This is a genomic window from Pseudomonas sp. CFBP13528, assembly GCF_005233615.1.
Taxonomy (GTDB): domain Bacteria; phylum Pseudomonadota; class Gammaproteobacteria; order Pseudomonadales; family Pseudomonadaceae; genus Aquipseudomonas; species Aquipseudomonas fluorescens_AM.
On record NZ_QGAJ01000032.1, the window covers coordinates 1 to 14,391 of the forward strand.

Sequence of the window (14,391 nt, forward strand, 5' to 3'; positions counted from 1 at the left end):
CAGGAAAAGTGAGAACCTCAGTAGTGTAGACCTGAGGTTCTCGCCGGGCTGACCATCTCATTAAGGCTCTTGCCCCACCACTCGGCACCTCGCCTAGGCTCGGTGTGCCCGAACGCAGGCTTGAATCCGTGGGCCGCCGCAATGGGCCATCCATGGCCCAGTGCGGCTAACCCGGCGTCCTGCCGGGTTACCCACGAATTCAAGCCTGCGTTCGGCCAGCGTGGTTTAACGGGGCGCCTGAGATCAAGATCAAAAGCGCGGCGGCCTTAGAGCCGACCGGTATCTTGTGCCGATCCGCGATTCAAATGTGGGGGGTGGTGCGACGATTCGACTTGCCCCCTCCCACATTTGGATTTCGCAACGTCAGATAGATACGCGTTGGCTGTCCGGCCGTCACGGGAGCAAGCCTCGAACATTAGTAACCGTTCAGAGCACGCGAAAATCCCCGGCATTCAACCCAAACCGATTCATCTTGTTGTAGAGCCCGCCGCGGGACACGTTCAACTGCCGGGCGGCCAGGCGGATATTGCCACCGGTGTTTTTCAGCGCGGCAACGATGGCGTGCCTTTCGTGACTGCTCAGGTCTTGGGTAAGTTGCGGCGCATAGGCATGGACCAGCGGACGAGGCCGGGTGTCCAGCGGCAAGTCGCCCGGCTGGATTAACTCCCCCATGGCCAGGTTGGTCGCCCGTTCGATGGCGTTTTCCAACTCGCGCACGTTGCCCGGCCAGGCATGGGCGCAAAGCAGGGCCAGCGCCTCCGGGGAGAAACCCTGCACCGATTTGCGCAACGAGCGCGCGCAGCGTTTGAGGAAGTGCCGTGCCAGCAAGGGGATGTCTTCGCGGCGCATCCGCAGCGGCGGCACCGTCAGGTTCAGCACATTCAGGCGGTAGTACAGGTCTTCGCGAAACGCGCCTTCGGCCACTGCCTGGCTGAGATTGCGGTGGGTGGCGGCGATGATGCGCACATCCACTTGGCGTGCGCTTTTTGCGCCAACCCGCGCGACTTCACCTTCCTGCAACACCCGCAACAGGCTGACCTGGGCGTCGAAAGACATGTCGCCAATCTCATCCAGGAAAATGGTGCCGCCATCGGCCAGCTCGAACTTGCCCGCCGAGCCGCCACGGGCTGAACCGGTGAACGCGCCCTCGACGTGCCCGAACAACTCACTCTGCACCAGGTCCCGTGGAATGGCGCCGCAGTTGACCGCCACGAACGGGCCGTGGCAACGCTCGCTGGCATTGTGGATGGCCTGGGCGAACAACTCCTTGCCGGTGCCGCTTTCGCCAAGGATCAGCGTGGTGGAATCACTGCGGCTGGCGATGCGCCCCAGGTGCAGCGCGTCCTGGATCGCCTGCGACGCGCCCTGGATGGTGTCGAAGGTATAACGCGCCTGGGTGCCGACAATGCGCCGGGTGATTTCACGAATGCGCCGGTTTTCGCGCAGCGACACAATCACCCCGCCCTGCCCCAGCGGGCACACCGAGACCAGGCAGGCAAGTTGGCTGCGATCATGCAGCTGGAACGTGCAATCCAGATCGCGCACAGACTCGCCCAGCGCATCGCTCAATTCACTGCGGCCCAGGCACTGGAAGGGACTGCCAATCAGCTCCAGTCCCACCCCGAACAACTGCCGGGCATAGCGGTTAAGCGCCTTGATGCAGCCGCGTTCATCCACGACCACAAGGCCTTCGTTGAGCACTTCGAGCACGGTTTGCTGTTCTTCCAGCAGCGCTTGCAGCGCCATCTGCCGCGACACGGCTTCAGCGGCCGCCTGCACGGTGCCCAGGGTATGAAAGTGAAACCAGCCGGGTTCGGCGGTGAGCGTCAGCACGGCCAGGGTCTGGCCCTGGGCATTCTTGATCGGTGCGGCGGCGCAGTGCATGCGGCGCTGACGCAGGCCGACCGCGAAGTTTTCTTCGGCCAGCACATACACCAGATGATCTTCAGCCAGCGCCAGGCCGGTGCAGTTGGTGCCCTGGACCGATTCGAGCAGACGACTGCCCACGGGCGTGATATCCAGCCCGCAGAAGTACAAGGTGGTGCCCTCGCCATCGGTGAGGTTGATATGCCCGCGCGGGTTGTACGCCAGCAACCCCTGCATGACTTGCGCGGCGGCGGCGATCAGCACGCGGTGGTTGGCCAGCGTGGCCGCGAGGCTGTCGGCGGCGACGAAGCGGTAAGCGTTATCTGCCGGATCAATGCCGGCCTTGACACTGCGCCGCCAGGAATCCCAGATGCTTTGACGAACCTGCGGCGGGCACTCTGACTGGCCGCGCAGGCAGGCCTGCCACGCGTGCTCCAACGCCGCGACCGGGCCGTCATTCAGCGCGGCGGGGCCCAGCGCCGTCAGGTAATCGAGGTCTTGCGCACTCATCGCCAGTGTCATAAGCGGCTTCCATGTTCATGTTGTCGACATGTCAGCATAGACATGTCATTTAAATGAACACTATTTTTTTAAAAACCTTTATATATCAGCGGCTTGTATTTTGGCACAGCCCTTGCTCTCGTCCCTTTGCCCGCCAGGACCGTCCTGGGGGCCAACAATAAAAAGGGGTCATACATGAATACCAACAGCATTCGCCTGGGCTTGATCGGCGCCGGCCGCATGGGCAGCTTCCATGGCCTCACGGCCGCCCGGCACATTCCCGGCGCCTGCCTTGCCGCCATCGCCGATCCTACCCCGGGGCAAGCCGCACGTCTGGCGGCAGAACTGGGTGTGGACAAGGTCTACACCGACCCGCAGCAACTGCTCGACGACCCGGACATCGACGGCGTGCTCATCGCCGCCCCCGCCCGCAGCCATGCCGAACTGGTGATCAGCGCCGCCCGCGCCGGCAAGGGGATTTTCTGCGAGAAACCCATGGCCATTACCCTCGATGAAGCCGACCGCGCCATCGCCGCTGCCGCCGATGCCGGTGTGCCCCTGCAGGTTGGCTTCAACCGGCGTTTCGCCAAGAGCTTTCGCAGCGCACATCTGGACGTTGCCGCAGGACGCATCGGCACCCCGCAGTTGCTGCGCTCACTGACCCGCGACCCGGCATTGCACAACCCGGCTGCGTCACCGCAATGGGTGATTTTCCTGGAAACCCTGATCCATGACTTCGACACCCTGCGCTACCTCAACCCCGGTGCCGAAGCGGTGCAGGTGCACGTGATGGCCGACGCGCTGATCGCCCCGGCATACAAGAGCCAAGGCTTGCTCGACACCGCCGTGGTGACGATCCGCTTCGATAACGGTGCGATTGCCACCGCCGAAGCCAGCTTCCAGGCCGTGTATGGCTACGACGTACGCGGTGAAGTGTTCGGCAGCGACGGCATGCTGACCATGGGCGGCGTGCAGGCATCCGACCTGGTGCGCTACCAGGCCCAAGGCATCCAGGCCGACACCCAGCGCCTGGACACCGACTTGTTGCGCGATGCCTACATCGCCGAGCTCAACCACTTTGTCGACTGCCTGCAAAGCGGCGCCAAGCCCCTGGCCAGCGGTGAAGATGCGCGTGCCGCCCTGGCAATTGCGCGCGCGTGTATCGAGTCCTACGAGCAAGGCACGGCGGTGACCCTGTGATCCCGTTCAAGCTGGCGGTCAGTGCCGAGATGGTGTTCCTTGACCTGCCGTTCGTGGAGCGGGTCAAACGGATTGATGCACTCGGTTTCAGCGCCGAAATCTGGAGCTGGGCAGACAAGGACATCAACGCCCTGGCCGCGACAGGCGCCGACTTCACCTCAATGACCGGCTACATCAGCGGCACGCTCACCGAGCCTGACGGTATCCGCCACTTGCTCGACAGCGCCCGTGAGTCCTTGAGCGTTGCCGAGCGCCTCGATTGCCCCAGCCTCAACCTGCACGGCACCGGCCTGGGTGACGGCGGCCTGCCGGTGCAGCCCGTGAGCCGAACCACCGGGCGCATGTGGCTGAGCGCCTGCAAGGCCCTGGAAAGGATCGCGCGCCTGGGCGAGGACGCCGGCCGTGTGTTCCTGCTGGAAAACCTCAACACCGAGCTGGACCACCCCGGCACCCCGTTCGCTCGCGCCGACGACACCCTGGCCCTGATCGAAGCGGTGGGCAGCGCGCATTTGAAGATGAACCTGGACCTGTACCACGCCCAGATCGGCGAGGGAAACCTGATCGAGCTGATCCAGCGCGCCGGCCCCGCCATCGGTGAAATCCAGGTGGCCGACGTGCCTGGACGCCAGGAACCCGGTACCGGCGAAATCCATTACCCGGCGATAGCCAGGGCCCTTCATGCCATGGGCTACAGCGGCGTGGTCGGCCTGGAAGGCTGGGCCAGCGGCGACAGCGAAATGGCCCTGGAGCGTTTTCGCCAAGCGTTCACCCTATAACAACAAGAGGAACACCTCATGCATCGCTATTCATTGATCGTGGCCACACTGTTACTGCTGTTCAGCCAATCGAGCTTCGCCGCGTATCGCATCGGCGTGAGCATCGCGCGGGTCGACGATAACTTCATGACCTACGTGCGCACCGGCCTTGAAGCGGCCGCCACGCAACAGGACGTGCAGATTCAGTTCGAGGACGCCCAGGGCGACGTGGTGCGCCAGCTCAATCAGGTCGAAGGCTTGCTCAACCAGAACGTCGACGCGGTGATCGTACTGCCGGTGGACACCGCCGCCACCGCCAACATCACCCGCGCGGCCGTCGCCAGCAAAACCCCGCTGGTGTACGTCAACCGCCACCCGGATGAACGCACATTGCCCGAGGGTGTGGTCACCGTGGCGTCCAACGACATTGAAGCCGGGCAATTGCAGATGCGCTACCTCGCGCAAAAGCTCGGCGGCAAGGGCAACGTGGCGATCATCATGGGCGACCTGGCGCAAAACGCCACCCGAGACCGCACTGAAGGCGCCAGGCAGGTGCTCAAGGACTTTCCCGGCATCAGGGTTGTTGAGCAGCAAAGTGCCGAATGGCAACGCAGCAAGGCCATGGACCTGACCAGCAACTGGCTGCTGGCAGGCACACAGTTCGACGCGATTGTGGCCAACAACGATGAAATGGCGATTGGCGCCGCCATGGCATTACAGCAGGCGGGCAAGGCCAAGGGCGAAGTGGCGATTGTCGGTATCGATGGCCTGCCTGATGGGCTGGCGGCGATCCGGCGCGGCGTGCTCAGCGCATCGGTGTTCCAGGACCCCAAAGCCCAGGCGACCCAGGCCGTGCAGGCGGCAGTGCGGATGATCAAGGGCGAGCCGATTGAGTCAGAGGTGTGGGTGCCCTTCGAGCTGATCAAGCCCGAACAGGTGGCCGTCTTTGAACAACGCTACAAATAAATCGAAGCCAAGAAGATTCAAATGTGGGAGGGGGCTTGCCCCCGATGGCGGCCTTTGGGCCGACTAGGATGTTGGATTAGACCCGAGTACATATCCGTTCCTGCGGTAATGGCGGCTGGCGGTTCCGCTTTTACAGCGGGTCACTTTTGGAAAAGAGCCCCAAAAGTAACCAAAAAGGCTCTTGCCCCACCACTCGGCACCTCGCCTAGGCTCGGTGTGCCCGAACGCAGGCTTGAATCCGTGGGCCGCCGCAATGGGCCATCCCTGGCCCAGTGCGGCTAACCCGGCGTCCTGCCGGGTTACCCACGAATTCAAGCCTGCGTTCGGCCAGCGTGGTTTAACGGGGCGCCTGAGATCAAGATCAAAAGCGCGGCGGCCTTAGAGCCGACCGGTATCTTGTGCCGATCCGCGATCCAAATGTGGGGGGTGGTGCGACGATTCGACTTGCCTGCGGTGGCGGTGTGTCAGTCACGGATGCACTTACTGACTCTCCCTCATCGGGGGCAAGCCCCCCCACACAAACAGCGTATCCACGATGCGAAGCGAGCGGCTCTTGATCTTGCTTTTGATCTTAGGCGCCCCGTTAAACCACGCTGGCCGCAATTCGATATTGATGTGGGGGGTAAACCGGCAGGACGCCGGTTTAGCCGCCCCGCGCCATGGATGGCGCGGGGCGGCGGCCCCCCACATCAATGTCGGATTGCGGGCACACCGAGCCTAAGCGAGGTGCCGAGTGGTGGGGCAAGAGCCTTTTTGGTTACTTTTGGGGCTCTTTTCCAAAAGTGACCCGCTGTAAAAGCGGAACCCATAGTGGCCGTGACCGCAGAAACGGATATGTACTCGGTCTGATCCAGCATCCTGGTCGGCCCAGAGGCCGCCATCGGGGGCAAGTCGAATCGTCGCACCGCCCCTCCCACATTTGGACCTCGGAGCGTCAGGTAGATACGCGTTGGCTGCCCGGCGGTCACGGGAGCAAGCCCCCTCCCACACGTGGATTTCACTCAGTCCAGATCACGTGCGTCATGGCGCTCGGCCAACTGATCGTCGCCCGACACCCGATTCACCCGCCGCCCACGCTGCACCGCCGGCCGCGCATCGATCGCATCGGCCCAGCGCAACACATGCTTGTATTCATGCACCGACAGAAACTCCGCCGCCCCATACAAGCGCCCTTTCACCAACCCACCGTACCAGGGCCAGATGGCGATATCGGCAATGGTGTATTCATCCCCGGCAATGTACTCGCTCACCGCCAGGCGCTTGTCCAGCACATCCAGCTGACGCTTGGCCTCCATGGCAAACCGATTGATCGGGTACTCCATCTTGCTTGGCGCATACGCGTAGAAATGTCCGAAACCGCCGCCCAGATACGGCGCACTGCCCATCTGCCAGAACAGCCACGACAGGCACTCGGCACGCGCCGCAGGTTCGGTGGGGAAGAACGCACCGAACTTTTCGGCCAGGTATTGCAGGATCGCGCCCGACTCGAACACGCGGATCGGCGCCGCGCCGCTGTGATCCATCAACGCCGGAATCTTCGAATTCGGGTTGACCCCCACGAAGCCGCTGCCGAACTGGTCGCCGTCGCCGATCTTGATCAGCCAGGCGTCGTATTCGGCACCGGTGTGCCCGAGGGCCAGCAACTCTTCGAGCAGGATAGTGACCTTCTGCCCGTTGGGCGTGGCCAGGGAATACAACTGCAAGGGATGCTTGCCCACTGGCAGCGCTTTTTCATGGGTGGCGCCCGCGATGGGCCGGTTGATGCTGGCGAAGGTGCCGCCGCTTTCGGCGTCCCAGGTCCAGACCTTGGGGGGTACGTAGTCAGCCATGTTCAATGCTCCTGGAGCGCTTGCGATCAACGAAGGGTTTCAGACTAAACCAAAGACGGGTGGTGCGTCACACCCAGGTCCCCGTCTTGCCCGGGTACCTGCACACGCAGTGCGATGAGCAAGGCCGCGAGCAGCATCAACACACCCGCCCCGACAAACACCCCACCAATGCCACTGACGCTGAACATCAACCCGCCACCGGCAGCGCCCGCCGCGATGGCCGACTGCACCGACGCCACCACCATGCCTCCGGCACTTTCGGCCTGGTCCGGCACTGCACGCGCGACCCAGTTCGACCACGCCACGGGCACGCCGCCAAACGCCATGCCCCATAGCGCCAGGAGCAGCGCCTGGGTCGGCAGCGACGCAGGCAGCCAGACCAGCGCCAGTGCCGCAATGCCTACCAGCACCGGCATCAACACCAGCGTTGCCCGGGGGTGGCGCACCAGCAACCAACCGGCGAACAGCGTCCCGGCGAAGTTCGCCACGCCGAAACCCAGGAGCATCAGCGCCAGCCCTTCGGTACCGACTCCGGTGGTGCTTTCCAGGAACGGTCGGATATAGGTGAACAGCGCAAAATGCGCGGTGTGCACCAAGACGCAGCCGAACATGCCCATGGCAATGCCGGGGCGCAGCAGCACGTGCAGCACGGTGCGCAGGCGCGCGGTGCCATTGGGCGCCAGGCGCGGCAGCGTGAATGATTGGAACGCCAGGGTCACCACGCCGACGGCGGCAGCCGCGATAAATGCACTGCGCCAGCCGTACAGGCCACCCAGGTAGCTGCCCAGCGGTACAGCGACCACGGTGCCCAATGCGATCCCGCTGAAAATGATCGACAGCGCACGGGGCAAGGACGCCGCAGGCACCAGGCGCATCGCCACCGCCGCCGCCATGCTCCAGAAACCGCCGAGGGCAATGCCCAGCAGGATGCGCATCAGCAACAACACCGTCAGGCTGGAGGACAGCGCCACCAGCAGGTTGGAGGCAATCATCAGCGTGGAAAAGCCCAGCAGCACGATGCGCCGGTCGACACCACGGGTCAGACCGGGCACCAGCAAGCCGGCGAACAGCGCCACTACCGCTGTCACCGTGACCGCTTGCCCGGCCAATGCCTCAGTAACGCCCAGGTCCAGGGCCATCGGCGTCAACAGGCTGGCCGGCAAGTACTCGGCCGTGAGCAAGCCGAACACCCCCATCGCCAGGGAAAATACCGCCAGCCAGGCCGGCTCTGCCACAACGCCTGCAGACGCATGGGCTGCACAATCAGTCATAAAAAGTCTTCCTACAGTCATTAACGTGGCGCTCAGTCTAGGTAGGCACGCCAGGATGATCTATGATGCAGAACCTTGATTCCTTGACCGAAACCCCGAATATGACTTCAGTGGACGCTTTCACCGCTTCCTCCGACCTGATCAATGAGTTGCTGCGCGGCATGCGCCTGCGGGGCGTGCAGTACCGGCGCATCCAGGCCGGGCCTACGTTCGGCATGGCCTTTGATGCCAAGCCGGGCCACGCCTATTTCCACTTCCTCGCGGCCGGCTGCGCCACGCTGCGTGCCGAGGACGGCAGCCTTTTCGCACTGTCGGCCGGCAACGCGGTGTTCGTCTCCCACGGCGGCGCGCACGCGCTGTTATCCGCGCCGGATGCGGCTGTGCAGGACATCAGTGATTTCGACAGCGCACCGCTGGGGGATACCGTCTGCGCCGTGAATGCCTCACCCGATACCGTCCCCGACAGGCTGTTGTTCAGTGCATGCATGGAGTTCGAACTCGGCAGCCTCCAGGGGCTCGGCAACCTGATGCCGGCGCTGATGCTGATTGATGCCGCAGGCCAGCGTTATCCGGGGCTGATGCCGATCCTGGCGGTCATGGAACGCGAAGTGTCCGCGGCGCGTGTGGGTTATGCCGGTATTCTCGCGCGTCTGGCCGATGTGGTAGCGGCGATGATCGTACGGGGCTGGGTCGAGTGCGCCTGTGGCAACGCCTCGGGTCTGGTGGCGGCGTTACGCGACCCGCGCCTGGCCCGCGCCCTGCTCGCCTTGCATCAGCAACCGGGCCACGACTGGAGCGTGGCGGAGCTTGCCGCCCAGTGTCATACCTCGCGCTCGGTGTTCGCCGATCGCTTCCAGGCTGCCCTTGGCGTACCGCCGCTGCGCTATGCCACGGAACTGCGTATGCGCCTGGCCAGCCAATGGCTGACCCTGGAGCGCATGCCCATCGAAACCGTGGCGCAACGCCTTGGCTATACGTCCCAGGCGGCGTTCAGCCGTGCCTTCAAGCGCATTACCGGGCAGCCGCCCGGCGCAGCCAGGCGTTCGATATGAACGCCTGGCTCGCTTGACCGAAGGCTATTCAAAGGCTATTCAAATGTGGGAGGGGGCTTGCCCCCGATAGCGGTGTGTCAGCCAGCTTATATGTTGACTGGTACACCGCCATCGGGGGCTTGCCCCCTCCCACAGTTGGACAGTGACGTCCGGCCTATACCCAACCGCCATCGACGATAAAGTTCTGCGCCGAACACATCGCCGACGCGTCCGAGGCGAGGAACAGTGCCATATTGGCGATATGCTCGGGCATTACACTGCCCGGCAGGCACTGGCTGCGGGCGATCAGCTCACGGGCTGCGTCATCCACCCACATGGACAGTTGTTTTTCCGTCATCACCCAGCCCGGCACCAGCGTGTTGACGCGGATGTGGTGCGGCCCCAGCTCCCGTGCCAGGCCGCGGGTCATGCCATGGGCGGCGGCCTTGCTGGCGGCGTACACCGGGTAGCCGGCGGAGGCCATCATCCAGCCGACGGAGCCGAGGTTGATGATCGAGCCGCCACCGGCGTGCTTCATCATCGGTACCACGGCCTTGGCGGCAAAAAACGCGTGCTTGAGGTTGACCGCGATCAGGCGGTCGAACATGTCCGAGTCGATTTCTTCCAGGCTGTGGCGCACATCGTTCGCGGCATTGTTGACCAGCACCGTGATCGGGCCCAGGGAGTGCTCGAAACGTCCGATCGCCGCGCGATAACCAATTTCGTCGGTAATGTCGCAGCATTCGAACTCGACGGTATGCCCCTTGGAGTTCAACAGCGCGGCCAGACGTTCGCCCTGGCTTTGCGCGCGATCCACGAAGGCCACCTTGGCGCCTTGGGCTGCGAAGGCCCGCACCATGAATTCGCCGATTCCGGAAGCCCCGCCGGAGATCAATACGGTTTTGCCCTTGAGGTCGGGATACAGGGCGTGCTCAGTACTCATAACGTGATGCCTCGATCAATTAGTCTTATTTTATTTTACGAAATCGGCGTTAAAGGCTATAAATTCGCTGTCCAAGTGACGAAATATCGCACATTAGTAGAACTATTCAATCCTAAAACAACAAAAGGAAGTTCGACCATGAAGCACCCTCGATACCTGCTGTCCGGCCTGGCGCTGTCCATGTTGATCGCCAGCGGCGGCGCTCACGCCGCCGGCCTCAGCAGCGAACACAAACCCTTCGGCAAAACCAATGACGGCACCGCCGTCGAACAATACGTGTTGCGCAACAGCCATGGCATGCAAGCCACGGTGATTACCTACGGCGGCGTGCTGCAGTCGCTGAAGGTGCCGGACAAACACGGCAAGGTCGACGACGTGGTGCTGGGTTTTGACGACGTGCAAGGCTACCAGGCCGGCACCGCGTTTTTCGGCGCGACCATTGGCCGCTTCGGCAATCGCCTGGCGGGCGGTGCTTTTGAACTCGACGGCAAACGCTTCCAGGTGCCGCTCAACGACGGCCCCAACTCGCTGCATGGCGGCGCCCAAGGCTTCGACAAGCAGGTGTGGAAAGCCGAGTCGGTCAAGGACAAGGACTCGGTCGGTGTGAAGCTCAGTTACCTGTCCAAGGACGGCGAGATGGGCTTCCCCGGCAACCTGAAAACCGAAGTCACCTACCGCCTCAACGACAAGAACGAACTGCACATCGACTACACCGCCACCACCGATAAACCCACCGTGCTCAACCTCACCAATCACAGCTACTTCAACCTGGCCGGCGCGGGCAATGGCGACATCCTCAAGCAGGTCGCCACCCTGCACGCCAGCCATTACACACCGGTGAACGCCACCCTGATCCCCACCGGCGAACTGGCGCCGGTCACGGGCACGCCGATGGACTTCCTCAAGCCCACGCCTATCGGCCAGCACATCAAGGACGACCACCCGCAGCTCAAGTTTGCCGAACCCAAACAGGGCGGGTTCGACTTCAACTGGGCCCTGGATACCAAGGGTGACGTCGAGCAGCTGGCGGCCGAGGTGCATGACCCCGAGTCGGGTCGGCGTTTGCAGCTCTACACCAGCGAGCCTGGGGTGCAGTTCTATACCAGCAACTTCCTGGACGGTTCGATGAAGGGCAAGGGCGGCAAGGCGTACCAGCATTGGAGCGGCTTCACCCTGGAAACCCAGCATTTTCCGGATGCGCCTAACCAGCCTGGTTTTGCCTCGACTCGCTTGAACCCAGGGCAAACCTACACCCAGAACACCGTCTTCAAATTCAGCGCCGATTAAAATTGTGGGAGGGGGCTTGCTCCCGATTGCGGTGGGTCAGCTACAGATGCATCAACTGATCCACCGCTATCGGGGGCAAGCCCCCTCCCACATTTAGCCCTCTCATGGCATGACTTAGCGCTGTTTCATGCGGTCGATGACGACGGCCAGCAGCAGGATCGAACCGCGGATCACGTACTGGTAGAAGGTATCGATGTTCTTCAGGTTCATCGCGTTCTCGATGATCGCCAGGATCAACACCCCGGCAATCACATGGCGGATCATGCCGATACCGCCGCTCAATGACACCCCGCCCAGCACACAGGCCGAAATCACCGTCAGCTCGAAGCCCTGGCCGATCATCGGCTGGCCGGAGGTCATGCGCGAAGCCAGGATCACCCCGGCCAGTGCGCCGATCAAACCGTGCACGGCGAAGATCAGGATCTTGGTGCGATCAACGTTCACGCCCGCCAGTAACGCCGCTTCCGGGTTACCGCCGATGGCCATGGTGTTGCGCCCGTAGGTGGTGTAATTGAGCAACCAGCCGAAGAACAGGAAGCACACGATGGTGATCAGGATCGGCACCGGCACGCCGAACAACTGGCCGTTGCCGAACACGAAGAATTGATCCTGGGACACACCCACCGCTTTGCCGTCGGCAAAGATATAAGCCAGGCCCCGCACGATCTGCATGGTCGCCAGGGTGGTGATCAACGCGTTGACCCGCAGCTTGGCAATCACAATGCCGTTGATCAACCCCACCATCAGGCCCATCAACAGTGCCGCGCCGATGCCCAGCATCACGCTGTCGGTGTCGCGCATCACAATCGCCGCCACCACGCCGGCGCAGGCAATCACCGAGCCCACCGACAAGTCAAAATGCCCGGAGGCCAGGCAGAACAACATGGTGCACGCGGCAATGCCCACCGTGGAAATGGCCAGGCCCAGCCCGCGCATATTCAGCGGCGAGAGGAAGTTATCGATCAACAAGGCACACAGCACAAAGATGCCCACCGCCGCCAGCAGCATGGCCCAGTTGTCGAGCAATGCACGCAGATCGAGGGGTTTGCGTGCCGAAGGCAACGCGTTGTCTTGAATGGTCATGGTCGTCTCTCAGTTCGCCAGGCCGCGCGGCAAGGCCAGCTGCAGCAGGTTGGATTCAGTCGCGTTTTCGCGCAGTTGTTCACCGCGCATGGCGCCTTCGCACAGCACCAGGATGCGGTCGGAAATGCCCATGACTTCCATCAGGTCGCTGGACACCACGATCACCGCGATACCCTGGGCCGCGAGGTTGTGGATGATCTGGTAGATCTCGGCCTTGGCGCCGATGTCGATGCCGCGCGTGGGCTCGTCCAGCAGCAGCACTTTCATCGGCATCGACAACCAGCGGCCGAGAATGGCCTTCTGTTGGTTGCCGCCGGACAGGTACATGATCTTCTGCGCCGCGTTCGGGGTCTTGACCTTCATCGCCTGGATCTGATGTTCGGCGTTGCCCTTTTCCCAGCCATCGCGCAACAGCCAGCCGAACGCCGAATGCGCGCCACGGGCACTGATGTTGATGTTTTCGGCGACGCTGGACAGCGGGATGATGCCCTCCTTCTTGCGGTCTTCCGGGCACAACAGCACGCCGGCCGCGATGGCATCGCGCGGTGAGCGTAACTGCAGCGGCTCACCGCACAACTCCAGGCTGCCGGCACTGGCGCGTTCCAGGCCGCTGAGCAGGCGGAACAGTTCGGTGCGCCCTGCCCCCACCAAGCCGAACAGGCCGAGGATTTCGCCTTTGCGCACGTTGAAACTGATCGGCTCGCGCAGGCCGGGGCCAAGCAGGCCGTCAACCTTCAGGGCGACGTCGCCATGCTCGCGCGGGCGATAGTCGTAGATGTCCTGGATATCGCGCCCGACCATGCAGGTCACCAACTGATCGTGGCTCAGCGCGCTCATGTCCTCGAAGGTGCGCACGAAGCGGCCGTCCTTGAACACCGTCACCGCATTGCAGATACGGAACACCTCTTCCATGCGATGCGAGACGTAGAGCACCACTTTGCCCTCATCGCGCAGGCGCGTGATGATCGCCATCAAGCGGTCGATCTCCCGCGCCGAGAGGCTGCTGGTCGGTTCATCGAAGGCAATCACATGGGCGCCACGGGACAGCGCCTTGGCGATTTCCACCAATTGGCGCTGACCCAGGGACAGACGCCCGAGCTTTTCCTCGGGATCGATTTCATCGGCCAGGCCTTTGAGGCACGCCAGCGCCTGCTGGCGCAGCACGCCGCGGTTGACCACGCCAAAGCGCGACGGCAGATGCCCGAGGAACAGGTTTTCGGCCACGGTCATTTCCGGCACCAGGTGCAGCTCCTGGTGAATCACCGCCACACCGCTGGCAATGCTGTCGGCGGCGTTCTTGAAGGCCATGGTCTGCTCGCCGATCTGCACCGTGCCGCTGCTGGGAATATAGGCGCCGCCGAGGATCTTCAGCAGCGTCGATTTACCCGCACCGTTCTCGCCCATCAGGGCGTGCACTTGCCCCGGGTGGGCGGTGAAGCTGATGCCATCGAGCGCCTTGACCCCAGGGAAGGTTTTGCCGATACCGTCAAAACGCAGGGCCGCAGCGGTCATTTCCACAGCCCGATCTTGGTCAGTTCTTCCTGGAAGTTGGCGCGGGTGATCAGGGTCACTTCGTCCATGGCGGTGTATTTGGCCGGTTCCTTGCCGGTGGTGACCCACTCGTACATTGCCAGCGCGGTGTTGTAGCCCTCGATATGC

At 62.9% G+C, this 14,391-nt stretch carries 11 protein-coding genes and 1 pseudogene; 5 read left to right on the forward strand and 7 right to left on the reverse strand.

Annotated elements, in window-relative coordinates; all coding sequences use genetic code 11:
- Positions 1-426: 426 nt before the first annotated feature.
- The gene (locus tag PspCFBP13528_RS27345; RefSeq protein WP_137201904.1) at positions 427-2,388 is read right to left on the reverse strand and encodes a sigma 54-interacting transcriptional regulator; all 1,962 of its coding nucleotides are present in this window, start codon (positions 2,386-2,388) and stop codon (positions 427-429) included.
- Between the two features lie 174 nt (positions 2,389-2,562).
- Between PspCFBP13528_RS27345 and PspCFBP13528_RS27350 the strand changes: the two genes are divergently transcribed.
- From PspCFBP13528_RS27350 to PspCFBP13528_RS27360, 3 genes are read left to right on the forward strand one after another with little or no spacing between them, the layout of a single operon-like run.
- On the forward strand, positions 2,563-3,567 hold the full coding sequence (locus tag PspCFBP13528_RS27350) for a Gfo/Idh/MocA family oxidoreductase (RefSeq protein WP_137201905.1): 1,005 nt from the start codon (positions 2,563-2,565) through the stop codon (positions 3,565-3,567).
- On the forward strand, positions 3,564-4,343 hold the full coding sequence (locus tag PspCFBP13528_RS27355) for a TIM barrel protein (RefSeq protein WP_162515440.1): 780 nt from the start codon (positions 3,564-3,566) through the stop codon (positions 4,341-4,343). Before PspCFBP13528_RS27350 ends, PspCFBP13528_RS27355 begins: the two co-directional genes overlap by 4 nt.
- A gap of 18 nt (positions 4,344-4,361) precedes the next feature.
- On the forward strand, positions 4,362-5,288 hold the full coding sequence (locus PspCFBP13528_RS27360; RefSeq protein WP_137201906.1) for a sugar ABC transporter substrate-binding protein: 927 nt from the start codon (positions 4,362-4,364) through the stop codon (positions 5,286-5,288).
- Between the two features lie 1,001 nt (positions 5,289-6,289).
- Here the strand turns inward: PspCFBP13528_RS27360 and yghU are convergent.
- Positions 6,290-7,117: a glutathione-dependent disulfide-bond oxidoreductase gene (gene yghU / locus PspCFBP13528_RS27375; RefSeq protein ID WP_065952337.1), complete on the reverse strand. Its 828-nt coding sequence runs from the start codon at positions 7,115-7,117 to the stop codon at positions 6,290-6,292.
- A 44-nt stretch (positions 7,118-7,161) separates the two neighbouring features.
- Positions 7,162-8,388: an MFS transporter gene (locus tag PspCFBP13528_RS27380; protein ID WP_101221487.1), complete on the reverse strand. Its 1,227-nt coding sequence runs from the start codon at positions 8,386-8,388 to the stop codon at positions 7,162-7,164.
- A gap of 101 nt (positions 8,389-8,489) precedes the next feature.
- Here PspCFBP13528_RS27380 and PspCFBP13528_RS27385 point away from each other — a divergent pair, with 101 nt between their 5' ends.
- Positions 8,490-9,440: an AraC family transcriptional regulator gene (locus PspCFBP13528_RS27385; RefSeq protein WP_241669147.1), complete on the forward strand. Its 951-nt coding sequence runs from the start codon at positions 8,490-8,492 to the stop codon at positions 9,438-9,440.
- 154 nt (positions 9,441-9,594) lie between these two features.
- On the opposite strand, the gene PspCFBP13528_RS27390 is transcribed toward PspCFBP13528_RS27385, so the two are convergent.
- Positions 9,595-10,362: an SDR family oxidoreductase gene (locus tag PspCFBP13528_RS27390; RefSeq protein ID WP_065952335.1), complete on the reverse strand. Its 768-nt coding sequence runs from the start codon at positions 10,360-10,362 to the stop codon at positions 9,595-9,597.
- Between the two features lie 138 nt (positions 10,363-10,500).
- Here PspCFBP13528_RS27390 and PspCFBP13528_RS27395 point away from each other — a divergent pair, with 138 nt between their 5' ends.
- Entirely contained in the window at positions 10,501-11,649 is a 1,149-nt protein-coding gene (locus PspCFBP13528_RS27395) for an aldose epimerase family protein (protein ID WP_137201907.1), read from the forward strand.
- Between the two features lie 114 nt (positions 11,650-11,763).
- Here PspCFBP13528_RS27395 and araH read toward each other — a convergent pair whose 3' ends face one another.
- From araH to PspCFBP13528_RS27410, 3 genes and pseudogenes are all read right to left on the reverse strand, one after another.
- Positions 11,764-12,732 (reverse strand): L-arabinose ABC transporter permease AraH, encoded by a 969-nt coding sequence (gene araH, locus PspCFBP13528_RS27400; protein ID WP_065952333.1) that lies wholly within the window; start codon positions 12,730-12,732, stop codon positions 11,764-11,766.
- Between the two features lie 9 nt (positions 12,733-12,741).
- Complete coding sequence (araG, locus tag PspCFBP13528_RS27405) at positions 12,742-14,244, reverse strand: L-arabinose ABC transporter ATP-binding protein AraG (protein ID WP_137201908.1); 1,503 nt, start codon at positions 14,242-14,244, stop codon at positions 12,742-12,744.
- Positions 14,241-14,391 (reverse strand): annotated as a pseudogene (locus PspCFBP13528_RS27410) (arabinose ABC transporter substrate-binding protein); the annotation flags it as partial. The pseudogene PspCFBP13528_RS27410 and the gene araG, both read right to left, overlap by 4 nt.